Origin of the sequence: Streptococcus sp. HSISS2, from assembly GCF_000448665.1 — a bacterium.
In the GTDB taxonomy this organism is placed as follows: Bacteria; Bacillota; Bacilli; order Lactobacillales; family Streptococcaceae; genus Streptococcus; species Streptococcus raffinosi.
The window spans coordinates 759,468-783,564 of record NZ_CM002133.1 but is presented as its reverse complement, the minus strand read 5'-3'; the positions used below and the strand labels follow the sequence as shown (position 1 = coordinate 783,564).

The window sequence follows — 24,097 nt, the reverse complement described above, 5'->3', positions numbered from 1 at the left end:
TACTTGATTAAAGATAGCCACCTTTCAGATTTTTATAAAAATGGTCAACCTAAGCTTTTAGCGGTGTATGATGCCATAGTTCCTTGGTCACCATTTACAAATACTTATCTCAATAATGTTGAGTTGATTTATCGTCATTTTCCAAATAAAAAAGCTTTAAAGTCGTCTCCTTGGAAGTTTTTTAATTATCGCTATGGGTCTTTGGTTCTGAAGAACTTGCTACTCTTACCATGGGGGCCGACGGGCTATGTGAATCAGCATTTGCCTGTACCGATGAAGAAGAGTACTTTGTCACATTTGTGGGACATTGAAGGTGAGACTTTGGATAGAACATCCAGAAATAAGATTAGAGATTATGGGGTGGATGTCAATCAATACATCTGTTCTCACTGGCAAATTGAAAGTAATCAATTTTTCCCTATGTCAAAAAATTTCGGAGAAACAATTGGTTTAAATCAAGTGGATAAACTTGATAGAATCTTTAAAGATAAGCATAAAAGATTACTTTGTGTGAATGATGATGGTGACTTTAATGAAGAAAACCTCATTCATTTTAAGCAAATCTTAAATGAATACTATCCTAAAAAATCAGCTTATGAAAAATGAGAAGTAAAAGATGAAATACTATTTAAAAGAAGAATTTTTACACGACAATAATGCTAAAAATGCGGGAAATAAAGCACGTAATGACGTTGAAGTGATTTTAAATAACCTAGGTTATGCTCCCCTAAAAGTTTTAGTAGATGACTGGTATAAAATGAATGTCCTTAATGCTCAGATTCACAAATATAGAGCACTTTTGAGAGCCTTCAAACGCTTAAAGAAAAATGATGATATTGTGATACAATTTCCCTTGTTACATCATTCTTTGTTCATTAACAGTTTACTAAAATCTCTTAAAAATAGAGGTGTTAACATCTATCTGCTGATTCATGATTTAGAAACCTTGCGTTTTGTAAATGACAGGACTCTACCATTTAGAATGAAATTACGGATGAAATTAACGGAAAGTGATACATTTCATAGTGTAACTGGCATTATTGCCCATAATCCAATTATGAAGTCAGTCTTGGTGGATAAAGGGATTGCGGAAGAAAAGATTGTCAGTCTTGGTATTTTTGATTATTTGATTCCCAATTTCCAAGAAAAGAACGGACTGTCAAAAAATCAGCCAATTATTGTGGCTGGTAACTTGGAACAAGAAAAAGCTGGCTATCTTTACTCACTTCCTGCAGAACCTGCTTATAACCTTTATGGTGTAGGTTTTGACGAGGGTAGAGCCCTTGAAAACGAGAACTACTTTGGTTCATTCCTACCTGATGAGCTTCCTGCAGCCCTAAAGGGTGGTTTTGGTCTTGTCTGGGATGGAGAAAGTGCTGAGACCTGTAGTGGTGTCTTTGGTGAATACCTACGTTACAACAATTCTCACAAAGCTTCGCTATACTTGGCATCAGGCTTCCCGCTTGTGGTGTGGAAACAGTCAGCCTTGTCACATTTTGTACTTGAGCAGGGCTGCGGTATTGCAGTAGACTCTCTTTATGATTTGAAGGCTATCATTGAAAATCTCTCAGAAGACGATTACCAAATCTTAGTTAAAAATACCAAGCGTGTCGGTCAGGAGATTCGTGACGGTCACTACCTAATTACTGCGCTTAACAATTTAAAGTAAGATAAAACTCCTCATTTTATTGAGGAGTTTTTGCATTATTTAGAAACTTCAAATTGGTACTGTGTTCCTGGAACTTTCCCATTTGAGTAGATGGCTTTGATATAGTCGTCATATGTGATTGACTTAGATTTTCCTGCTTTTACAAGCTCTTGATCACGCCAGATATATGGATCAGTGGCGTTACTATCTCGTTTGGTAAGATAAAGATATTCAATATAGGTTCTATTATCGACAAAGGTACCAGCAACCTTTTCTTTACCATTATCTGATCGCGTATACATACGAGTTGTACCACCTCCGTCGAGTAAGAAGGCAAGACGAATATTTGAGTAACCTAAATCTTTCAAAAGGTGATAAACGTCTTCGTGATTTAATCCTTTATTGAGGGAGGTGTGGCCGTAGGTTTGAATAATACGGATAATGCCATCATAGGTCTCTACATAAATAGAGCGTGCATTAGGTTGGTCAGGATCACCTTTCTCCCATGACTTGTCAACCTTTTTATCTTTAATGAGTATACCAAAGGCGCCGGTATCCCAACCGTTGCTTCCCATATGTGTGAACATTTTGGCTGTATCTATATTTGGGTAGGTTCCTGCACTGATATTGTTTTGATCATCGCCATAAAGAAGGCCAGTTTTGCCAAGTTCGATTTCTTTTTGGGCGAAAGGACGATCTAGACCTTCATAAGACCAAAATCCTGAGTTAATCAGAGCAATGGCTTCACGACGTTTAGCTTCGTACTTAATACTTTGCTCTGTGAGTTTAGGGTTATTATCTTCGGTTCTTCCTTTTTGGAGGACGTATTTTCCGTCTTTTTTAAAAGAAAGGATTTGCATGTCTACATTTTTAATACTACCAGTCTCAAGAAGAATTGATTGATCTAGTAGTTCCTTATTTTTGATGGTGAAGCTCAATCCATCCTTATTAGACGGCATGGAGAGCTTTTTTATATCACGTTGATTAAAGTAAATAGTGACATAGAGTAGTCCAGCCACGACACCTGTTAAGATTAGAAGAATAAGAACTATTCTTAAAATATTTTTCAATTTCATACTATTATTATAAACAATCCAGGCTAACAAAACAATCTAATTCTTTCTAAATTTGAAAAAATAAGAATATTTTTCTGCAATAATACTGGAAAGCGTTTTCTAAAAGGTCTATAATAGAGGTAAATCAGTCATGGGTGTAATCACGACCATGGCTTTACCATTTTCTGAAGGAGTGTCTTTTATTAGATGCCATGCTAGTGTTTAATAGTATACCTAAAGATACACAGGGCTTCTTCAGTTTATGAATCCGATTTCTGCTTTAGAGGTGATAATATGAAAGAATTTTATTTGATGAGACATGGGCAAACACGTTTTAACGTTCAGCATAGGCTTCAAGGAGTCTGTGATGCTCCTTTGACGGAAGTTGGAATCGAACAGGCTAAGAAGGCAGGCCAGTATCTAGCTAAGCAAGAACCAATTTTTGACCATCTCTTTTCTTCAACATCTGAGAGAGCTAGTGATACTCTAGAAATTGTAACTGGCCGAACAGACTATGAAAGGCTTAAAGGGCTTAAAGGACAGGATTTTGGAGCCTTTGAGGGGCAGCCAGAGTATCTACTTCCGAAACCTTTACCAGATGGTCAGGGGTTTGGAGATTACTTTCTTCAATTTGGTGGTGAGAGCACTACTCAGGTTCGGGATCGTATGGAGTTGACGGTTAGAGCCATCATGGAGAGTGTGGCTGAAGATTCTAAGTCCTTACTGGTTAGTCATGGTCCATCTATTTTACAGTTTAGTAGACGTGTTTTAGATCCGACTCCAGAATTACGTGGTCTAAAAAATTGTTGTATCTTACATTTTACTTATGATCAAGGTCAATTTGCATTGGTTTCGATTTATAATCCGGTAGAGGAAGAGTATATTTTCGGAGGCGAAAAATGACACGATTTTATTTGATGCGACATGGGCAAACACTTTTTAACACACTCAATCGTATCCAAGGTTGGTGCGACTCCCCTTTGACCGAAAAGGGGAGAGATCAGGCACGTCAGGTTAGGGCTTATTTTCAAAAACATCATCTGAACTTTGACCAATATTATTGCACGACAACGGAGCGGGCATCTGATACTTTGGAGTTGGTGACAGGACAGACTGCCTACCATAGGGTAAAGGGACTCAAGGAAATGAATTTTGGTATTTTTGAGGGACAACCAGAATATCTTCACCCCAAGACAACTATTGTAGGGCATTTTGGTAATCATTATGCTCAGTTTGGTGGGGAAAGTCAGGACCAATTTGTTGCTCGTGTAGTGAAAAGTGCTAGGGAAATAGTCAATAAACATCCCGATCAATCCATCTTGGCTGTTAGTCATGCTGGGGCTTTGATGACTTTTTACATGCTGTGGAGCCAGAGCGTGCGTTCCAGTCTTGTCCAGGTAATTGTGCTATCTTAGTTTTCGATTATGATGGGACTGATTTTCACTTTATCAAACTCATTGATCCAATAGCTGACCAAGAGTTTTCGGATTTCTAGAAGCTTTCTCATGTCAAAGATAGTAAGATGCCCTTTCTTAGTGTATAATGAAAGGGTATCTTAAATTTTGGAGTATCTATGAAGTTTACAAAAAATCAATTTATTTGGTTGGCTGTCCTTTTTTTCAGTTGTTTTTTGATATACACTTACTGGGAAACAGTTGTTTCAATTTGTAACACGATTTTTGTTGCCAGCCAGCCCTTCTTGGTAGGAGCAGGAATAGCTTTTGTGGTCAATATCTTGATGTCTTTTTATGAAAAATGGCTAGTCAAGCTTGTTCCTTTTGCTTTTACCCATAAAATCAAACGCCCCATTTCTTTGCTTTTAGCCTTTGCGACCATTGGTTTAGTCTTTACCTGGGTAGTCTTTACCGTTCTTCCAGATTTGATTGATAGTATCAATACACTGATTAGTCAAGATAGATCGGCTATTAATAACCTGATTAATTGGTTACTTAAAAATAAGTCTTTGCAAAAAGTTATTCAAGACTTTGGTGGTGTGACTCAGGTTAGAGAGCTGATTAATACTTACAGTGCTCAATTACTTCAACAGATTATGAATGGTTTGACGAGCTTCTTGACGTCATTAACGAGTTTACCGTCAACCTTGATTAACCTCTTTATCAGTATCGTCTTTTCTTGCTATGTCTTGGCTGGCAAAGAAAACTTGGTAATCAGGTCAATCGCTTGGTAGAGGTTTATTTAGGTCGTTTTGGTAAGACGTTCCATTATGTCGTTGGGATTCTCAATAATCGTTTCCGTAATTTCTTTGTTTATCAGTCTCTTGAGGCATGTATTTTGGGGACTTTATGTTATATTGGAATGCGTATCTTTGATTTCCCATATGCTGCGACTATCTCTATCTTGATTGGATTCTCAGCGATGATTCCAGTTGTGGGAGCCTACATTGGTGTGACGATTGGTACCATTTTGATTATGACCCATTCAGTGACTTTGGCACTTTTGTTTATTGCTTATGTGGTTATATTGCAACAGTTCGAGGGAAATCTCATCTATCCCTATGTTGTTGGTGGTTCTACTGGTCTGCCGGGTATATGGGTTATCTTCGCCATCACCATCGGATCAGCCTTAGGTGGCATCCTAGGTATGCTGGTTTCTGTGCCAGTAGCTGCGACCCTTTATCAGATTGTTAAGGACAATGTGGTTAAACGTGAACAGGACAAGACAACTAAGTCGCTTGAAACTAAATATTAAGTGAAACAGACTACGGTCTGTTTTTTGATACGCTTGACTAAACATCGTCAGCAACCAGGATAGTTGTGTTGGAGTGTCTATGTTATAGAGTATTGTGATACTACATTTATATAAGTGGTTTTTGATCTTATTAATAGAATTTCTAGTATTTAGATACTATTTATATATAATGGATTTTCTTATCTGATTCACACAATTTTCAAAAAAATGCTAGAATAAAACTATCAAGATTTTCCCATCTTTCCGAAGAAATAGTGGAAGTATTGCTTACGTGCAGAAATTAAGAATTTATAAATGTGTTAAGGATAAGGTGTGAGATATGATAGAATCAACAAGACCTGAGCTTTCGACTTATCAAGAAGAACGGTTAGCTAAATTTGTGAGTGACAATCAAAAACTTGGCAAGGGTCAAATTGTGTTTGCTGGAGACTCGATTACAGAATTTTTTTCCTTGAAAAAATATTTGGGAAGAGACCTCCCTTTGATTAATCGTGGAATTGCAGGAACAGATTCCGTTTGGCTCTTAGAGCATCTTAAAGAGCAGGTTTTAGATTTAGAGCCTGATAAATTAGTCATCTTGATTGGTATTAACGACATTGGACGAGGCTATCCTATTCGAGATATCGTCAATCGTATTTCGAATATGGTTATGGCAGTTCGTCAAGAATCACTTTCAACAGAGATTTATTTGCTGAGTGTCTTTCCAGTCAGTGAAAGGTCAGAGCATCGCTCAAAGGTAAAAGTAAGGAATAATACAACGGTTTCTGAGCTCAATCAAGAACTTGCTGTTCTTCCTGGTGTGACCTATGTGGACCTTTTTGACTATCTAGTGGATGATCAAAGTCAGTTAGATGAGAAATATACAACTGATGGTCTTCATTTAACCCCATTAGGCTATCAAGCCATAGCAGAACCAATCATAAAGGAGATTTTAGAATGAGGGTAGGTTTAGTCCTGGAAGGAGGAGGCATGCGTGGCCTGTATACAGCTGGTGTTTTAGATGCCTTTTTAGAGGCTGGTATCAAGGTTGATGGGGTAGTTTCAGTGTCTGCAGGGGCGCTTTTTGGTGTCAATTACTTGTCCAATCAACCTAAGAGGGCATTGCGCTATAACAAGCGTTTTATGGGAGACCGGCGTTACATGAGTTTCTGGTCCTGGTTAACAACTGGTAACTTTGTTAATAAGGAATTTTCCTACTATAAGGTGCCAATGGAACTAGATGTTTTTGATCAGGAGGCTTTTGCTGAGTCAGGGGTTCCTTTCTATGTGGTTACTACAGATATTGAGACAGGTAAGCCAGACTATATCAAGATTGACCATGTCTTTGAACAAATGGAAGCTCTTCGTGCCAGTTCCGCCCTCCCCTTGGTTTCTGAGATTGTAGACTACAAGGGTAAGCGTTATATGGATGGTGGCCTCTCTGACAGTCTCCCTGTAGGTTTTATGGAAAACTTAGGCTTTGACAAGCTTATTGTCATACTTACTCGTCCTAAGGGCTATCGTAAACAGCCTTCTAAAACCAGTAAGAGACTCTACAAGATTTTTTATCGAAAATACCCGGAATTTGTGAAAGTGGCTTCAAACCGCCATCTTCACTACAATAAGAGCATTGAGAAAATTGAGGCTTTGGAAAAATCTGGAAAACTGTATGCCATCCGTCCAGAACGTGCCCTTAAAGTCGGGCGTTTAGAAAAAGATCCAGAAAAGTTTGAAGCCATCTATCAAGAAGGGCTGAAACAAATGCGAACCAATATTGATGATCTCAAAACATTTCTTCAAGACAAGTAAAAAACGTGCCATTGCGCACGTTTTTTTACTTGTTAGACTGTCGAGCTTGTTTGCGTTCTTTGACTTTTTGTCGATGGCCTTTTTCGTTAAGATAAATCAAGTATAGAAGTCCAACTGGGACAAGGCATAAGAACCAGAAATAAACAGGTAGTCTGTTACTTCCTTTAGTATTAGTGGTTGCATTACCCTTTTGGTTACTTCCAAAATCGAACCAGCCTTTAACTTTAGTAGCCTTAACCGAAGTAGCTTTGATTTTAGGTGAGACTGTTTTTAGGCCATTATCAACCACAATTTGGTCATCTTTGACAGAGATTTTAGGTTCTTGGCCTTTTTTAACAGTGGCATAGACATCTTTTGCGACATCATATTTTTTACCGTCAATTTTTTGCTCACCTTTACTTAAAACTTTCTTGTAAGAGAAGTCTTTGTACATTTTCTCAACAAGAGCATTCCCAAACGTATGGCGAATTTCTTCCCCTGTTTGGTCAGACCAGTCACCAGAACCCATGATGACAGCAATCATACGCTGATCGCCACGTTTAATAGTATTGATATAGTTGAAGGCACCTTCTGGACTAGAACCTGTCTTCAAACCATCAACTCCCTTAATACCGTATTTAGCACCAGGAATAGAGTAGTTGTAGGTTTCGAAAGTTTCCTCATAAGGTGTTCCTTTTTTAACCGTTACAACTGGTTTGTCGGTGTAATTGAGAATTTTCGGATATTTCTTGATAAAGTTATAGGTCATGATGGCCAGATCACGTGCAGTTGTCTGGTTGGTTTGGTTGATATCATAGCGTTGGGGGTTGTAGTAGCCTTTGAAGGCAACAGCAACAGCGCCAGAAGCATTGTACCATTTGGTATGGGTCATTCCCAGCTCTTTAGACTTCTCATTCATCTTGTCAATCCATTTATCTGGATCATTATTGGTCAGATAATTGGCTAACATTACGGTTGTAACGTTTGAAGACGGCACAGCAGTCATGGTAATGAGTTCTGAAACGGTATATTGGACACCAGCGACAATCTTATTATTGGAAATTTCATAGATTTCAGCTATAGCTTGATCGGTAGGAGTAGCTGTGATGACAGTATCTTCTGAAATCTCGCCTTTAGACATAGCTTCAAAGACCAGATAAAGCGTCATAGCCTTTGACATAGAGGCAGGGTCACGGACTTCATCAGCGTTTTCTTCCCAGAGGACGTCACCAGTATTTCCATCAATTAGGAGAGTGGACTTAGGACGATAGGCCTCCGTAGCTTCAGTATAGCCAGCGGCATGTGTGATATCCATTAACTCGTCAGCACTAGACAAACTTGGTGCTAGAGCTAGACAAGCTGTTAAAAGGATGGCAACAATTTTCTTTTTCATAATGTGTCTCCTTTATTATCTATGAGGCTCTGACTTAGCAAGAACCTCCTCACATTCAATAATAGTAAAAGCATGTCACTCAAACTGAAATTTTCTTATTTGATAGTGACTATTATTCCCATTATACCATATAAAACCTAGTCTTTTAGCATCTTTGGAGAATTTAATGCAATTTTTAGAATCTATTGAATGTTGTAGGCAATAGTGCTGGTGACAAGAAAAAAAACGAGCTATTTGCTCGTTACTTGTCATTTTTTATGGTTGTTACTTGATGGTAAATCATAAACCATGTCTCATTTCGACGCCAGATACTGGTATGGAAATTTCCCTCCAATTCGTAACTGATTAATTTGGTTTTTTGGCTTACGGATGTCATCTTAAAGTCTTTATAATTGTTGAGGAGCGGTTGTTGGTTAGCAATGACTTCTTGGCGGTTGTGATGATGTCCATTTTCATCAATCAAGTAGAAATCAGGGGCTAAAAGATTTTCATAGTCAGGGATTTTTGATAGAAATATCTTTTCATTTCGAGAAAGTTTATGGAGGACATTGCCATAAATCTCATCCTCAGGAATTGCAGCTGGTTCGACATGGACATCAGTGTCGTAGACAGAGAAACGCTTGCTGAGGACTTTTTCGATTTGTTCAGTGATGGCATGACTCTCGTAAACAGAGAGATCGGGGTTCATTTCAACAACAATGTCAAGGTAGATGTTACTTCCATAGGAACGGCCACGTTTCTTTTTAACTTTAGTAACTTTAGGAATCTCCAGAATGGCTTTTTCATAGGCCTTGAGATTTTTCTCATCGAAACCATCTGATAAACTAAAGGTTGCTTCCATGAAAATATCGTAGGCTGTCTTTAGGATGAAGAAAGTGATGATAATGGCAGTAATATAGTCAATGATGGTAAGGTTGAAAGATGCTGCGACGATGGCAATTGAGGTTCCGATAGAGGTCGCAGCATCAGAGAGATTGTCTTTAGCAGCCGCAATGAGGGCGCTGGACTTCAGTTTTTTGGCAAGACTCTTATTGTAAAAGTAGACGCCACACATGACGATGGCAGAGAGGACTCCAACGGTAGCACCAAGAGGATCAACTACAGTTTCAATTCTTAGAAAAATCTTTCGGACTGTTTGGATAAGGACTTGGAAGCCCACTACAAACATGATGAAGGAGGTGATTAAGCTTGATAAGTCTTCAATTTTCCAATGGCCAAACCTGTGGTCTGAATCGGCTGGTTGACTAGCCAGGTGTAGTCCAATGAGGAGAGCTACATTTCCCAAGATATCTGACAAGTTGTTGAAACCATCAGCTATCAAAGAGCTAGAGTTTAAAAAGTGTCCAGCGAGAAGTTTCGCTATTGTTAGGAGCATGTAGGCTACGATACTAACGATGGGACCTCGCCTCGCCGCCCGTAAGTTTTCATACGTCGTCATAGAATTACCCTTTTGTTTAAATACAAGTGTTTATTATAGCATAAAATGATAGCTTATTAAAGGTTGTATTGGTTTTTATCGTAATGCTTGTTCGATTTTAAAATGAGAGTCAGAAGGAGAATGCAAAGAGTCAGCCTTTTTCAGTATTTTCCGAATATTCCCTACACATTTATGGTATAATTTAGGGGATAAAACAGTCTAAAAAAGAGGTTTTTATGGAACATTCGACATGGCATAGGCTTTTGAAAGAAGCTTTGCCGGACCATTATTTTTCAAAGATAAATCAGTTTATGGACCAGGTTTATAGCCAAGGAATCGTTTATCCCCCACGTGACAAGGTGTTTAATGCTTTGTTAGAGACTCCTTTCGAAGAGGTTCGGGTGGTTATCCTTGGACAGGACCCTTATCATGGTCCTAATCAGGCTCAAGGCTTGTCATTTTCAGTGCCTGAGACGATTCCAGCCCCCCTTCTTTGGTTAATATTCTCAAAGAATTGGGAGAGGATCTTGGGCCTAGAACGCATCATGATTTAACGACCTGGGCCAAGCAGGGGGTGCTATTGCTTAATGCTTGTCTGACTGTTCCAGCAGGTCAAGCCAATGGGCATGCCGGTCAGATTTGGGAACCGTTCACAGATGCTGTTATCAAGGTCCTCAATCAAAAAGATAGTCCCGTTGTCTTTATACTTTGGGGCGGCTATGCTCGTAAGAAGAAGTCTCTAGTGACTAATCCTAAGCATGCCATTATTGAAAGTGCCCACCCGAGTCCCTTGTCGGCCTATCGTGGTTTTTTTGGTAGTAAGCCTTTTTCAAAAGCCAATACCTACCTTGTCTCTCAAGGCCAATCCCCAATTGATTGGTTGAAGTAAAATAGAAAGTTGGAAGATTATGTTACTTATTAAAAATGGTCGTGTTGTCGACCCTAAATCAGGTTTGGACACGCAAGCTGATGTTCTTGTTGATGGTAAAAAAGTCGTTAAAATCGCTGAAAATATTGACGCAGGTGATGCTCAAGTCATTGATGCGACTGGTCTAGTGGTTGCTCCTGGATTGGTGGATATCCATGTTCATTTCCGTGAACCAGGCCAAACCCACAAGGAAGACATTCATACTGGTGCCTTAGCGGCGGCGGCGGGTGGCTTTACGACTGTTGTAATGATGGCTAACACCAATCCAACGATTTCAGACAAGGAAACCTTGGAGGAAGTGTTGACTTCAGCAGCTAAAGAAAATATCCATGTGAAGTCTGTTGCAACAATTACTAAGAATTTTGATGGTGAAAACATCACTGATTTCAAGGGCTTGCTTGAAGCAGGTGCTGCTGGTTTCTCTGATGACGGTATTCCATTGACCAATGCTGGAATTGTCAAAAAGGCCATGGAGTTAGCTAAAGAGAATAATACCTTTATTAGCCTTCATGAAGAGGATCCTGACCTTAATGGTATTCTCGGATTTAATGAAAACATTGCTAAAAAAGAGTTTCATATTTGTGGAGCAACTGGTGTAGCTGAGTACAGTATGATTGCGCGTGATGTCATGATTGCTTATGATACCCAAGCCCATGTTCATATTCAACACTTGTCAAAAGCTGAATCTGTCAAAGTGGTTGAATTTGCTCAAAAACTTGGAGCACAAGTCACAGCGGAAGTAGCACCACAGCACTTCTCAAAAACTGAAGACCTCTTGCTTTCAAAAGGTGCTAATGCCAAGATGAATCCACCACTTCGTTTGGAATCTGACCGTCAAGCCGTTATTGAGGGATTGAAATCTGGAGTGATAACTGTTATTGCCACAGACCACGCGCCACACCATGCTGACGAAAAGAATGTGGCTGATGTGACTAAAGCCCCATCAGGGATGACAGGACTTGAAACGTCTCTATCTCTTGGATTGACATACTTGGTTGATGCAGGCCATTTGAGTTTAATTGAGCTATTGAAAGTGATGACTAGCAATCCATCTGAACTTTATGGTTTCGATGCCGGTTATTTGGCTGAAAATGGACCAGCTGACCTTGTGATTTTTGCAGATAAAGAAAAACGTCAGGTCACAGCAGACTTTAAATCTAAAGCGGCCAATTCACCATTTGTCGGTGAAGAGCTTACGGGAAGTGTCAAATACACTATCTGTGACGGTGAGATTGTTTATCAAGCCTAAGTTTTTGCCCCTTCTTATTTGAGAAACCGAATGAAATTGTTATGGTTTTGTCTATTGCCATTTCTTTTGGTTTTAGGGCTAACAGTAAGGAGAGAATATGAAAAAATTTTTGATTTGGCTTGGTTGTTTAATAGCTTTTATAGTCCCCGTAATTTCTGTTAAAGCTGATGACGTTAGTTACCGTATCCCCTCATATAAAGGGCATCTAAGTATTTCGGATAATAGTAGTGCTATATTTACGCAGGAAATTACTTATGATTTTGAGAGTGATTACCATGGGCAGTATGTCACATTAGGTAGTGCAAAGCCAGTTCCAGATGGTTTTTACATTAGTGGTAATCCAACGGTAACAGCGACAGTAAATGGCCAAACCAAACCCTATGTTAAGGTTGAAGCATCAGAATTATCAGATGGAACTAAGCTGAAAGTTTACAACCAGGGGCATAGTGGTGATAAAGTTGTTCTTAAGGTTACTTGGCAAATTAATCGTATTTTAAATCTTTATTCAGATGTTGCTGTCCTCAATTGGTTTCCGATTTCCGATTGGGATAAGTCAATTGGTCATGTTGATTTTACTGTTGATGGTTTAGATTCCAATAAGGGTGAGCTTTATGCTCATGCAGGATTCTTTCAAAAAAATCCTCAGGTTAAAAGGACGGATGAAGGCTATAATATTCAGTTTGATCATTTTCCTGCAAAGGGGAAACTCGAACTTCATGCTTATTGGCCTATGACACCAAGTCTAAAATCTAAAAATTCCACTTATATCATCAATAGTTCAGCTAAAGATAAATTCCTAAAACAGGAAAATGATATTGTGAGAAATAGAAAGATTTATCACATCATTTTCTATGGTCTTTTCCCAGGACTTCTCCTCGTCCTATTTGTTTTAGCTATCGTGTTTTATAGTTCAGTCTTGAGAAGCACTAGGCCACCACGTTTTCCAAAAGATAGTAGACTCTATGACATACCTCAAAATCTAGCTCCTCTAGTTCTTGCTCAGAACGTCTACAACCAACGATTTGACATTAGTGGTCTGAATAGTGTGACTTATCCAATATCCTTTAACCATATGGTCCAAGCAACGATACTGGATCTTATAGATAGAGGAAATTTATCCTTTAATCAATCAAGGGGAGAGCCAATCCTTGAATTTGTTAAAAGTGATGGTTTAGCCGATTTTGAAGTAGCTTTTATTGACATGCTCTTTGATGGTCAAAGTCAAGTCAAAGAGAAAGATATGTTCTCACGATACTATATCAACGAAGGTGAAATTGAAAGTCAGTATAAAAAAGTTAAAAATAGGACAGAAAGAGATAAGCTTCGTTCTATAGGTAGAAATATTAGAAGTCTGTTTTTAGAAGATGCTACAAGGGTTACCCAAGGTGTCGAAAATCAAGAAAAGCAACTCGGATTACCAAGCCTGTATAGGCAGCTTACACCTTCAGAATCTCATTTATCTTCAGTAGCAAACATAATGTTTATATCTCTTTATGTACTCATTGCTATTGGTTTCTTCCTTCTCTCAATTGGTTTCTCCTCTCATTTATCCTTTTTATATTTACTCATTTTCTTCCCAGTTATTACCATGCATCTTATTTATCGTCTTCAAATCAATGGGCGGGCAAACGGGTGCCTTGTTCCAGAAAACTCGGATATTTATTATCAATGGCATAGTTTTAACAACATGATTAAGAGTATCGGGCAGTTTAATCAAGCAGAATTACAATCCATTGTTTTATGGAATCGTATTCTAGTTTATGCGACACTTTATGGACAGGCCAAGAAAGTTAGTGACGTCCTGAAACGATACAACATTCACCTTAGCAATCCATCTTTAGATGCCTTTACTTATTCACCTGTATCTTTTGCCATGCTCTATAATTCAACTGCATTGCAAAATTATGTTTCTGCTTCAGATACTGTAAGTAACTTTTCTATCAACTCAAGTAGTGGTAGTGGAGGCTTTAGTGGTGGTGGCTTCTCTGGTGGTGGCGGAGGAGGCGGTGGTGGCGCCTTTTAAGACCTGAAAAACAATTACTTACCAAATGTATCGTATCGGCTTTTAATAACTATACTTTGTAGTTGAAGGTTGATACTTAAAAATATAAAATAACTAGACTCCCTTTATAGAGACAGTGACAATAACACATTATTTCACTAGAAACTATAAGGGGAGTTTTTTGGTGTTAAAAGTGATAGCTAGAAATGAATAAAGAGCTATTAAATGAAGCATTGGAAGCTCTTTCAATTATATATTGTTTATTTTTTGTGTTAGGTATAAAATATAATGGTGATACAATGTTAAAGGGAATTTGTATATGAAACATATTAATGATAATTTTTGGGCTAAGAAAACAGAGGAAAATAGTAGACTTCTTTGGTTACCATTAACTCAACACTTAGAAGACACGAAAAATATTGCAGGCCTCTTATGGGAACATTGGTTAAGTGAAGGACAAAAGGTATTAATTGAAAATTCTATTAATGCTAAAGCAAATATTGAAAACCAAGGGAAAAGATTGGCACAATTCCTAGGGGCTATTCATGATATTGGTAAAGCAACACCAGCTTTTCAGACGCAAAAAGGTTATGCAAATTCAGTAGATTTGGATGTTCAATTGTTAGAAAAATTGGAACGCGCAGGTTTTTCTGGGATTAGTTCTCTCCAACTAGCCTCCCCTAAAAGAGTCATCATAGCATTGCAGGTCAATATTTGTTATCCCATTATGGCGTGGAGGATGATATTGCAACAATTATTGGTGGGCACCATGGACGACCAGTTGATGATTTAGACTGTTTAAATTTTCAAAAGAGCTATCCCTCCAATTATTACCAGGATGAAAAGGAAGATAGTCTCGTTTATCAGAAATGGAAATCAACTCAAGAAGCTTTTTTAAACTGGGCTTTAACAGAAACAGGGTTTAATTCTGTGTCTCAGCTTCCTAAAATCAAACAGCCTGCTCAAGTTATTCTATCCGGTTTACTCATAATGTCTGACTGGATTGCTAGTAATGAACATTTTTTCCTTTGTTAAGTTTGGATGAAACTAATGTGAAAAGCAAAAGTCAACGTATTGAAACTGGGTTTAAAAAGTGGAAAAAATCTAACTTGTGGGAACCTGAAACTTTCGTTGACCTTGTTACTCTTTATCAGGAAAGATTTGGATTTAGTCCACGAAATTTTCAGCTGATACTCTCACAAACAATCGAAAAGACGACTAATCCTGGGATAGTGATACTGGAAGCGCCGATGGGACTCGGGAAAACAGAGGCGGCTCTAGCAGCATCAGAGCAGTTATCTAGTAAAAAAGGATGTAGTGGATTGTTTTTTGGATTGCCTACACAAGCAACCTCTAATGGAATTTTTAAGAGGATTGAACAGTGGACAGAGAGTATAAAGGGTAACAATTCTGATCATTTTTCCATTCAGCTGGTTCATGGAAAAGCAGCCTTAAATACGGATTTTATCGAGCTACCTAAAGGAAATACAATTAATATGGATGACTCGGAAAACGGTAGTATTTTTGTCAATGAGTGGTTTTCTGGGAGAAAACTTCAGCATTAGATGATTTTGTAGTTGGAACAGTCGACCAATTTTTAATGGTGGCTTTAAAACAAAACATTTGGCCTTACGACATTTGGGGTTTAGTAAAAAAGTTATCGTTATTGATGAAGTTCACGCTTATGATGCCTATATGAGCCAATATTTGTTGGAAGCCATCAGATGGATGGGAGCTTATGGTGTTCCTGTAATTATTTTATCAGCAACGTTACCTGCCCAACAAAGAGAAAGACTCATAAAAAGCTATATGGCTGGAATGGGAGTGAAATGGCGAGATATTGAAAATACAGATCAGATAAAAATAGACGCCTATCCTTTAATCACTTATAATGATGGCCCTAACATTCATCAAGTTAAAACGTTCGAAAAGCAAGAACAAAATAATATCTACATTCATCGTTTACCAGAAGAACAGTTATTTGATATTGTAAAAGAAGCTCTTGATAATGGTGGAGTAGTGGGAATAATTGTCAATACGGTGAGAAAATCTCAAGAATTGGCAAGAAATTTTTCAGATATTTTTGGAGATGATATGGTAGATTTGCTTCATTCTAATTTCATAGCAACTGAAAGAATCCGAAAAGAAAAGGATTTACTGCAAGAAATTGGGAAAAAAGCAATGCGTCCACCAAAGAAAATCATTATTGGTACACAGGTGATTGAACAGTCGTTAGATATTGATTTTGATGTACTGATAAGCGACTTAGCGCCTATGGATTTACTTATTCAACGTATCGGACGACTACATCGTCACAAAATCAAACGGCCCCAAAAGTACGAAGTAGCAAGATTTTATGTTTTAGGAACATTTGAAGAGTTTGATTTTGATGAAGGAACGCGTTTGGTTTATGGGGACTACCTATTAGCTAGAACTCAGTACTTTTTACCAGATAAAATACGACTTCCTGATGATATTTCACCACTAGTCCAAAAGGTTTATAATTCAGACCTAACAATTACGTTTCCAAAGCCAGAATTTCATAAAAAATATTTGGATGCTAAGATAGAACATGATGATAAGATTAAAAAATAAAGAAACAAAGGCAAAGTCATACCGTATTGCTAATCCTGTCTTAAAAAAATCGAGAGTTCGAACTAACAGTCTGATTGGTTGGTTAAAGAACCTCCATCCAAATGATAGTGAAGAAAAAGCATATGCTCAAGTTCGAGATATTGAAGATACAGTTGAAGTGATTGCTTTAAAAAAATATCTGATGGGTATGGTTTGTTCATAGAAAATAAAGATATATCTCAGAATATTACTGATCCTATAATTGCAAAAAAGGTAGCACAAAATACTTTACGACTTCCGATGAGTTTATCCAAAGCCTATAATATTGATCAAACGATTAATGAGCTTGAAAGATATAACAATAGCCACTTAAGTCAATGGCGAAACTCATCATGGTTAAAGGGATCTCTTGGGATTATTTTTGATAAAAACAATGAGTTTATACTGAATGGATTTAAACTATTATATGATGAAAAATATGGTGTTACCATAGAAAGGTTGGATAAGAATGAGTCGGTTTAATTTACTTGATGAACCCTGGATTTCTGTTGTTTATGACGAGAAAGGATCCACAAAAGATGTTTCTTTACAGGATTTATTTACAAATGCTCATCAGTATAAAGAATTAGCAGGAGATACGAAAACACAAGATTTTGCGGTATTACGAGTATTGTTGGCTGTTTTGCATACAGTTTTTTCCCGATTTGATATAGATGGAAATGCTTATGAGTATCTTACTATTGATGAAGGATGGAATCAGCTTGAACCAGTGGATGAGATGGATATTGAGAATTATGAAGAAGCTCTTTATGAAACATGGGAAAAACTTTGGACTAATAAAAGATTTCCAAATATTGTTAATCAATACTTAGAAAAATGGCGAGATCGCTTTTACTTATTTGACCAAAAGTATCCATTTTTTCAGGTAACGAAAGAAGAGATTGCTGGAGATAAAATTAGCAAAGCTAAAGGAACTAGTATTTTGGGTAAAAATATAAATAGAATTATATCTGAGAGTGGAAATAAGATAGCTTTATTTTCCTCAAAAGATGAAGAAAATAAAAATACTCTAACTGCCGCAGAATTAGCTAGATGGCTAATTACATTTCAAGGGTATTCAGGAGTATCCGATAAGGTCATTTTTGGAAATGAAAAATATACACCTTCGAAAGGATGGCTATTTGATATTGGTGCTATTTATATTAAAGGTAACACTTTATTCGAAACGTTGTTACTAAATTATATTTCACCGTATAATGAATGTGGTAATGTAGAAAATATTCAGCGACCTTGCTGGGAACTTGAAAGTTCTGATATCATTAAAAGTTACCTTGATGAAAAAGATATTACCAATATAGCTAGTTTATATACTATTTGGAGTAAAGGAATCTATATTGACCCAGACTTTAATTTAAATAAAGCTTTCTCTTTTGATATTGTGAAATTACCTGATATCAATCATAGGGATAATTTTTTGGAGCCAATGACACTTTGGAAGTATAATGTTTCGGGTAAAAATAGGGATAGCTATACACCAAAGAAACATCTTTTGAATCAGTCTTTATGGCGATCTTTTGGCTTGTTATCTATAAAAGATACTAGTCTTCAACATAGAAAACCAGGCGTTATCGAATGGCTTACAAATATTGATGATATAATAGGAAATCGACTATCAAATATTGTTGCAATTAGTATGCAGGACGATGGAAACCCTCAATCAAGGCTTCCAACGGATGAGGTTATTGACTCAATTTTTATCAATGATTTGGTTTTAACGGATTTAGACGAGGGTGGTTGGGTTCCTCGTATCAATGAAATAGTAGAAGAAACAAAAATAATTATTTCTAGAACATATAAAACGTATATTAATGATATAAAGGAAATTCGAAATATCTCTAATGGTAGTTATACTCAACAGATGGTTGAAAGTCTATATTTCAAAATCGACCAACCTTTCCGACAATGGTTAGCTAGCATTCAACCAGAAGATGATAAAGATTCTAAGATACAAGAATGGAGAGATTTACTGAAGAAAATAGTTAAAGCTGAAGCAGAAGTTATTTTACATCAAGGGGGTACGAGAGACTATCTTGGTATCCAAAAAGATGGGCGAATTAAGAATATTGCAACTGCCTATAATTCGTTTGATTATTGGCTTCGTCAACAGTTAAAATAGGAGTATAGAATGTCACATCAAACTAAACAAACAGTTTGGACTGTTACAAACAAGATTATTTTTAAATTGAGTAACCAAAAAGAGGAAACATATGATAAAGCTACACTAGCAAAAATTAGGAAAACATTGGGGAAACCCTTGAGTGAAGCAACAGAAATGTGGCCAATTCTGTTCAAAAATTTACCAGAGGAATTTTTAAGTTTTATCAGCAACCAAGCTATGAGGAATTAGCTATTTATACAGCGCTTCAATTGTATGCATTGCATCAGCAAGGTGTTTCAACGAGTGTGATGCTAGATGAATCTAAGCCCTATGAAAATATAGGTTCTGCACTTGGTAAGCTTAGGAAAGAAGATGATACCACTGCAATTGATAGACGATTTAATACCATGATTACCTCATCAACGTTTGAAGAACTTACTTACCATTTAAGGCATTTGATTTCGCTACTTAAAGTGGAGTCACCGATGATTCAGGTTAATTACGCTGATCTAGCAAATGATTTATATTGGTTTTTAAATAATGGTCAAGAAAATGTCCGCCTAAATTGGGCAAGAGCATATTATAAACAAATTAAAGGAGAAAAAACAATGACAACTGAACAACGATTATTTTTAGATATTCATGCTATTTAAACCTTACCACCTTCAAATATGAATAGAGATGATACAGGTAGTCCGAAAACAGCTCAGTATGGAGGAGTTAGAAGATCTCGCGTAAGTTCTCAAGCATGGAAGAAAGCGATGAGAGAGTATTTTAATACTCATGGTGATCAGTCGAATGTTGGTATTAGAACAAAAGAAATTGTGAGATATGTTGCAGATAAAATAGTAGAACTAGATAGTTCTATCAGTATTGAAGATGCTTTGGAAAAAGCTGATAAAGTATTGATAGCTTCTGGAATCAAGAAAAAAGGTGAAGTTAAAGCACTTTATTTTATGGGTGATAGTCAAGCTAAGAAGTTAGCTCAAGCAGCCTATGACAATATAACACATAAAAAAGAGCTTCAAAAGTTGGCTAATGCAGATCCAGCTATTGATATCGCCCTGTTTGGTCGAATGGTAGCTGAAGATCCAACTCTTAATGAGGATTCTTCTTCTCAGGTTGCACATGCCATTTCCACACATGCTGTACAAACTGAATTTGATTTCTTTACGGCTGTTGATGATTTAGCTCCAGAGGATAATGCAGGGGCAGGTATGCTTGGAACGGTAGAGTTTAATTCTTCTACACTATATCGCTATGCAAATGTTGCGATTCATGAATTATCAAAACAATTAGGAAACGAGGAATCGTTGGAGAATAGTTTATCTTTGTTCATTGAGGCTTTTGCAAAGTCACTTCCAACAGGGAAAGTAAATACATTTGCTAATCAAACGCTACCACAGACTTTAATTGTAACGGTTCGAAGTGATCGTCCGGTTAATCTTGTCAGTGCATTTGAAGAACCAGTTAAATCAATAGAGGGCTATGTTACTAAATCTATCGATAAACTCGCCAAAGAGTTTATTAAGGTTGAGAAATTTGTAGACAAACCACTTATGACCTTCTATGTTACTTTGCATGAGAGCGACAATCTAAAACAAATTGGGGAGGAAAAAGATTCAATTTCAAAATTATTGGAAGATTTTTCAGAAATGATAGCCCAATATATTTAAAATAGGTGAATGCTATGAAGACGATATTGTTGAAATTTGCTGGCCCCTTACAATCATGGGGAACGAGTTCACATTTTGAAACTAGGCATACAGATTTTTATCCTTCCAAAAGTGCGGTAATTGGACTACTTGCTGCTAGTTTAGGTTATAGGAGAGACGAAGATGAAAAAATTCAAAAACTAAATGAACTTGATTTTGCTGTTCGTGTCGATCAGCAAGGAAATCTGTTAAGAGACTTCCATGTTGCACAGAAGTATACAGAAAAGGGTAAATTTGATAGAAATTATGTTACGAATCGGTATTATCTAGAAGACGCTGTATTTGTTGTAGCCCTCTCCCATACAGATGATAGCTTTATAGATATCATTAAAGGTGCTCTAAAAAATCCCTATTTCCAACCTTTTATGGGAAGAAGGGCACTCCCAATAATTTCAGACTTTATCTTAGGTGAGACAGATGTTAATCCATTGGAGAGCCTAAAATCTCTGAAATGGCAAGCTTCTCTATGGTTTATGAAAAAATCTCATGATAAGGATGCTATTTCTTTGGAAGTTTATCTAGATAATCAGTTAGTCAATAAGGATGTATATCAGCTGAGGCAAGATTATGTTAGGTCATTTTCACAAAAAGGGAGAAGATTTGGTTTTAGATATGAAGTACGTGAATTAATTAGTGTTCAAAATCCTCACTTTTCAAATAGGAATACAGAGCATAACATTTTTGAGAGTATAGGAGATTGAAGTAATGTACATTTCTAGGGTAGAAATTGATCGATATAATAGACTAAAGGTTAGAGATTTAACGCATGTAGGAGCTTATCATGCTTGGGTGGAAGAGAGTTTTCCATCGGAATTAGAGCAATCAATCCGTACAAGAAAATTATGGCGAATCGATCGTATTCAAGATAAGGATTATCTTATTATTGTAAGTAAAGAAAAACCTAATTTACAAAAACTTGAAAAATATGGTGTTGTAGGAAGCGCTCAAACTAAGCACTATCAACATTTTTTAGATAACATCAAAACTGGTTGTCGAATGAATTTTAGAGTAGTGTTGAATCCGGTTATTTCAATTACTTCACCCGATAAATCAAAACGTGGGGTTGTAAAGCCACATGTGACAATTGAACATCAGATGGACTTTCTAGTGAAACGATCTGAGAAAAATGGCTTCTCATTAGTAGGGGAAAGATTTTCAATTGTTGAGCGTGGTTATGAGCTTTTTCAGAAATCAGAAAATCCCATACGTCTATCAAAAGTTGTTTACGAAGGTACTTTAACTGTTAGTGATGAGACGCTTTTCAAAAAAATGCTGACGGAGGGAATTGGAAAGAAAAAAGCATATGGTTTTGGCTTGATGACAGTGGTGCCACTTGAGGAATGAGTCATGGTAGAAAAAAGTGGAGCTAAGAAAACTTCTTTGAGAGAACTACCTAAAATTAGCGATCGTGTTAGTTTTATTTACGTTGAACATGCTAAAATAAATCGTGTTGATAGTGCAATCACAGTGATAGATAGTAGAGGAACAGTTCGAATACCAGCTGCTATGATTGGTGTATTGTTATTAGGACCGGGTACCGATATTAGTCATCGTGCTGTAGAATTGATAGGAGATACTGGAACCAGTATGGTTTGGGTTGGTGAACGTGGTGTTCGTCAATATGCACATGGGAGATCTTTGGCACATTCAACAAAATTTATAGAGAAACAAGCAAAACTTGTATCAAATTCTCGATTACGTTTAGCGGTTGCACGTAAGATGTATCAAATGAGATTCCCAGATGAAGATGTATCTGCGATGACCATGCAACAACTACGTGGACGGGAAGGATCGAGAGTTCGAAGAGTCTATCGGTTGCAATCTGAAAAATATCAAGTTTCTTGGACTAAAAGAGAGTACAATCCTGATGACTTTGAAGGTGGTGATATCGTTAATCAAGCATTGTCAGCTGCTAATGTAGCTTTATATGGTCTAGTACATAGTATAGTAGTTGCATTAGGAGCTTCACCAGGTTTAGGATTTGTACATACGGGTCATGATTTATCTTTTATTTACGATATAGCAGATTTATATAAAGCTGAATTAACAATTCCGTTGGCGTTTGAAATCGCAGCTAATTTTACTGAGATTGATGATATTGGGAAGATTGCTCGTCAGAAGGTTAGAGATTCCTTTGTTGATGGTAAATTAATAGTTCGAATTGTACAGGATATTCAACATTTATTTGATCTTGACGATGATGAAGAACTACTTGTCGATACTCTATCTTTATGGGATGACAAAGATATGCTTGTAAAGCATGGTGTTAGTTACAAGGAGGAGTTGTGAGATGCCCTTTACAGTGGTGACATTAAAAAGTGTCCCTCCGTCTCTTAGGGGGGATCTCACTAAATGGATGCAAGAGATTGCTACAGGAGTTTACATCGGTAATTTTAATTCTAGGATTCGAGAGAAATTATGGAATAGAATTCAGGCAAATGTTGGTGAAGGAGAGGCAACGATTAGTTATTACTATCGCAACGAGATTGGTTATCAGTTTGATACGATAAATTCCCAAAAATCTGTTGTGGATTTTGATGGTATTCCACTAGTATTAATACCTAACCCAAAGATATCTTCAGAAAATCATCCTAAATTAGGATATAGTAACGCTGCGAAGTCTCGTAAAATAAAACGATATTCTAGTTATAAAGAACCACAAGCTAACTCTTTAAAACCTTATGTTGTTATTGATATAGAAACTGATGGCCTAGACGAGAAAAAGAATACAATCATTGAGATTGGAGCAGTCAAGTTTAATGGACAACAAGTAGAGGAATTTAATTCTTTGATTAAGTATGAGGAGAAATTACCTACTGCAATTTCTAAATTGACAGGAATTTCTAAATCATTATTAGATCAAGAAGGACGCGATTTAGAAGAAGTACTTTCTGAATTTTTATTGTTTATTGGTAAATTAACTTTAGTTGGCTATAATATCCATTTTGATATTCAGTTTATCAATAATAAACTGAATAAATTTGGTTTACCCATATTAATAAATAAAACTCATGATATAATGAGATACGTCAAGGATGAGAAGTTATTCTTGGATAATTATCAATTGCAGACTGCTCTAAAGGCATATGGGATCGAGGATCAAGTTCCTCATAGAGCTTTGAAAGATGCTAGACTAATCTATCATTTATCAACTAAAGTAAATAAATTCTTAGCTAGGATGAAAGAAAAGTCTTAATTTCATTGGGATCTTTTAGTGTTTTTCCCGCACACGCGGGGGTGATCCCGATAGTCCCCGCTGCCTTTTCCGATAGATTCGAGTTTTTCCCGCACACGCGGGGGTGATCCCAAGACCACGATTTAGCAAGTTTGGAACTTATGGTTTTTCCCGCACACGCGGGGGTGATCCCGGCTACATTCTTATTAGTCGCTTGACCTCTGAGTTTTTCCCGCACACGCGGGGGTGATCCCGTGGGGCACAAGGTCCTCAAGGTTTGCAAGGCGTTTTTCCCGCACACGCGGGA

General features: G+C 37.1%; 14 protein-coding genes, 7 pseudogenes and 1 CRISPR repeat array. Of the genes and pseudogenes, 18 read left to right on the top strand and 3 right to left on the bottom strand.

The window, feature by feature from the left end:
* Both HSISS2_RS03530 and HSISS2_RS03525 read left to right on the top strand, forming a co-directional pair.
* Positions 1-606: pseudogene (locus HSISS2_RS03530) on the top strand (capsular biosynthesis protein); the annotation flags it as partial.
* A 10-nt stretch (positions 607-616) separates the two neighbouring features.
* Complete coding sequence (locus tag HSISS2_RS03525) at positions 617-1,669, top strand: galactofuranose transferase (RefSeq protein WP_021145428.1); 1,053 nt, start codon at positions 617-619, stop codon at positions 1,667-1,669.
* A gap of 35 nt (positions 1,670-1,704) precedes the next feature.
* Here HSISS2_RS03525 and HSISS2_RS03520 read toward each other — a convergent pair whose 3' ends face one another.
* Entirely contained in the window at positions 1,705-2,724 is a 1,020-nt protein-coding gene (locus tag HSISS2_RS03520) for a phosphodiester glycosidase family protein (RefSeq protein WP_204322914.1), read from the bottom strand.
* A gap of 273 nt (positions 2,725-2,997) precedes the next feature.
* On the opposite strand from HSISS2_RS03520, the gene HSISS2_RS03515 reads away from it, so the two are divergent.
* The 5 genes and pseudogenes from HSISS2_RS03515 (at position 2,998) to HSISS2_RS03495 (ending at position 7,200) form a co-directional block, all read left to right on the top strand.
* On the top strand, positions 2,998-3,606 hold the full coding sequence (locus HSISS2_RS03515) for a histidine phosphatase family protein (RefSeq protein ID WP_021145426.1): 609 nt from the start codon (positions 2,998-3,000) through the stop codon (positions 3,604-3,606).
* A pseudogene (locus HSISS2_RS03510) lies at positions 3,603-4,198 on the top strand (histidine phosphatase family protein). The gene HSISS2_RS03515 and the pseudogene HSISS2_RS03510 overlap by 4 nt, the downstream one beginning before the upstream one ends.
* Before the next feature lie 78 nt (positions 4,199-4,276).
* A pseudogene (locus HSISS2_RS03505) lies at positions 4,277-5,412 on the top strand (AI-2E family transporter).
* 319 nt (positions 5,413-5,731) lie between these two features.
* Complete coding sequence (locus tag HSISS2_RS03500) at positions 5,732-6,352, top strand: SGNH/GDSL hydrolase family protein (RefSeq protein ID WP_021145422.1); 621 nt, start codon at positions 5,732-5,734, stop codon at positions 6,350-6,352.
* Positions 6,349-7,200, top strand: coding sequence for a patatin family protein (locus tag HSISS2_RS03495; RefSeq protein WP_021145421.1), 852 nt, complete (start codon positions 6,349-6,351; stop codon positions 7,198-7,200). The genes HSISS2_RS03500 and HSISS2_RS03495 overlap by 4 nt, the downstream gene beginning before the upstream one ends.
* Positions 7,201-7,225: 25 nt before the next feature.
* On the opposite strand, the gene HSISS2_RS03490 is transcribed toward HSISS2_RS03495, so the two are convergent.
* Both HSISS2_RS03490 and HSISS2_RS03485 read right to left on the bottom strand, forming a co-directional pair.
* Positions 7,226-8,572, bottom strand: coding sequence for a DUF1958 domain-containing protein (locus tag HSISS2_RS03490; protein WP_021145420.1), 1,347 nt, complete (start codon positions 8,570-8,572; stop codon positions 7,226-7,228).
* Positions 8,573-8,813: 241 nt separating this feature from the next.
* Positions 8,814-10,010, bottom strand: coding sequence for a cation diffusion facilitator family transporter (locus HSISS2_RS03485; protein ID WP_042766970.1), 1,197 nt, complete (start codon positions 10,008-10,010; stop codon positions 8,814-8,816).
* Between the two features lie 215 nt (positions 10,011-10,225).
* On the opposite strand from HSISS2_RS03485, the pseudogene HSISS2_RS03480 reads away from it, so the two are divergent.
* The 11 genes and pseudogenes from HSISS2_RS03480 (at position 10,226) to cas2e (ending at position 23,811) form a co-directional block, all read left to right on the top strand.
* A pseudogene (locus HSISS2_RS03480) lies at positions 10,226-10,878 on the top strand (uracil-DNA glycosylase).
* Positions 10,879-10,897: 19 nt separating this feature from the next.
* Positions 10,898-12,166: a dihydroorotase gene (locus HSISS2_RS03475; RefSeq protein ID WP_021145416.1), complete on the top strand. Its 1,269-nt coding sequence runs from the start codon at positions 10,898-10,900 to the stop codon at positions 12,164-12,166.
* A 97-nt stretch (positions 12,167-12,263) separates the two neighbouring features.
* A complete protein-coding gene (locus HSISS2_RS03470; protein WP_021145415.1) occupies positions 12,264-14,189 on the top strand; it encodes a DUF2207 domain-containing protein in 1,926 nt (641 codons plus the stop codon).
* 298 nt (positions 14,190-14,487) lie between these two features.
* Positions 14,488-17,264 (top strand): annotated as a pseudogene (gene cas3, locus HSISS2_RS03465) (CRISPR-associated helicase Cas3').
* Positions 17,251-18,918: a type I-E CRISPR-associated protein Cse1/CasA gene (locus HSISS2_RS03460; protein WP_021145411.1), complete on the top strand. Its 1,668-nt coding sequence runs from the start codon at positions 17,251-17,253 to the stop codon at positions 18,916-18,918. Before cas3 ends, HSISS2_RS03460 begins: the two are co-directional and overlap by 14 nt.
* Before the next feature lie 9 nt (positions 18,919-18,927).
* A pseudogene (gene casB / locus HSISS2_RS03455) lies at positions 18,928-19,505 on the top strand (type I-E CRISPR-associated protein Cse2/CasB); the annotation flags it as partial.
* Between the two features lie 3 nt (positions 19,506-19,508).
* Positions 19,509-20,576 (top strand): annotated as a pseudogene (gene cas7e, locus HSISS2_RS03450) (type I-E CRISPR-associated protein Cas7/Cse4/CasC).
* 14 nt (positions 20,577-20,590) lie between these two features.
* Positions 20,591-21,316, top strand: a complete 726-nt coding sequence (cas5e, locus tag HSISS2_RS03445; RefSeq protein WP_021145408.1) for a type I-E CRISPR-associated protein Cas5/CasD — start codon at positions 20,591-20,593, stop codon at positions 21,314-21,316.
* Positions 21,317-21,320: 4 nt separating this feature from the next.
* Positions 21,321-21,959, top strand: a complete 639-nt coding sequence (cas6e, locus tag HSISS2_RS03440; RefSeq protein WP_021145407.1) for a type I-E CRISPR-associated protein Cas6/Cse3/CasE — start codon at positions 21,321-21,323, stop codon at positions 21,957-21,959.
* A gap of 3 nt (positions 21,960-21,962) precedes the next feature.
* On the top strand, positions 21,963-22,904 hold the full coding sequence (gene cas1e / locus HSISS2_RS03435; protein WP_021145406.1) for a type I-E CRISPR-associated endonuclease Cas1e: 942 nt from the start codon (positions 21,963-21,965) through the stop codon (positions 22,902-22,904).
* Position 22,905: 1 nt separating this feature from the next.
* Positions 22,906-23,811, top strand: a complete 906-nt coding sequence (gene cas2e, locus HSISS2_RS03430; protein ID WP_008534595.1) for a type I-E CRISPR-associated endoribonuclease Cas2e — start codon at positions 22,906-22,908, stop codon at positions 23,809-23,811.
* Positions 23,812-23,831: 20 nt separating this feature from the next.
* Positions 23,832-24,097: a CRISPR direct-repeat array (repeat unit 29 nt; unit sequence GTTTTTCCCGCACACGCGGGGGTGATCCC).

Coding starts and splice junctions, on each gene's coding strand:
- HSISS2_RS03495 (WP_021145421.1), top strand. CDS start 6,349: ATGAGGGTAGGTTTAGTCCTGGAAGGAGGAGGCATGCGTGGCCTGTAT.
- cas1e (WP_021145406.1), top strand. CDS start 21,963: ATGGTAGAAAAAAGTGGAGCTAAGAAAACTTCTTTGAGAGAACTACCT.
- HSISS2_RS03520 (WP_204322914.1), bottom strand. CDS start 2,724: ATGAAATTGAAAAATATTTTAAGAATAGTTCTTATTCTTCTAATCTTA.
- HSISS2_RS03460 (WP_021145411.1), top strand. CDS start 17,251: ATGAGTCGGTTTAATTTACTTGATGAACCCTGGATTTCTGTTGTTTAT.
- cas2e (WP_008534595.1), top strand. CDS start 22,906: ATGCCCTTTACAGTGGTGACATTAAAAAGTGTCCCTCCGTCTCTTAGG.
- HSISS2_RS03475 (WP_021145416.1), top strand. CDS start 10,898: ATGTTACTTATTAAAAATGGTCGTGTTGTCGACCCTAAATCAGGTTTG.
- HSISS2_RS03515 (WP_021145426.1), top strand. CDS start 2,998: ATGAAAGAATTTTATTTGATGAGACATGGGCAAACACGTTTTAACGTT.
- cas6e (WP_021145407.1), top strand. CDS start 21,321: ATGTACATTTCTAGGGTAGAAATTGATCGATATAATAGACTAAAGGTT.
- HSISS2_RS03490 (WP_021145420.1), bottom strand. CDS start 8,572: ATGAAAAAGAAAATTGTTGCCATCCTTTTAACAGCTTGTCTAGCTCTA.
- HSISS2_RS03525 (WP_021145428.1), top strand. CDS start 617: ATGAAATACTATTTAAAAGAAGAATTTTTACACGACAATAATGCTAAA.
- cas5e (WP_021145408.1), top strand. CDS start 20,591: ATGAAGACGATATTGTTGAAATTTGCTGGCCCCTTACAATCATGGGGA.
- HSISS2_RS03485 (WP_042766970.1), bottom strand. CDS start 10,010: ATGACGACGTATGAAAACTTACGGGCGGCGAGGCGAGGTCCCATCGTT.
- HSISS2_RS03470 (WP_021145415.1), top strand. CDS start 12,264: ATGAAAAAATTTTTGATTTGGCTTGGTTGTTTAATAGCTTTTATAGTC.
- HSISS2_RS03500 (WP_021145422.1), top strand. CDS start 5,732: ATGATAGAATCAACAAGACCTGAGCTTTCGACTTATCAAGAAGAACGG.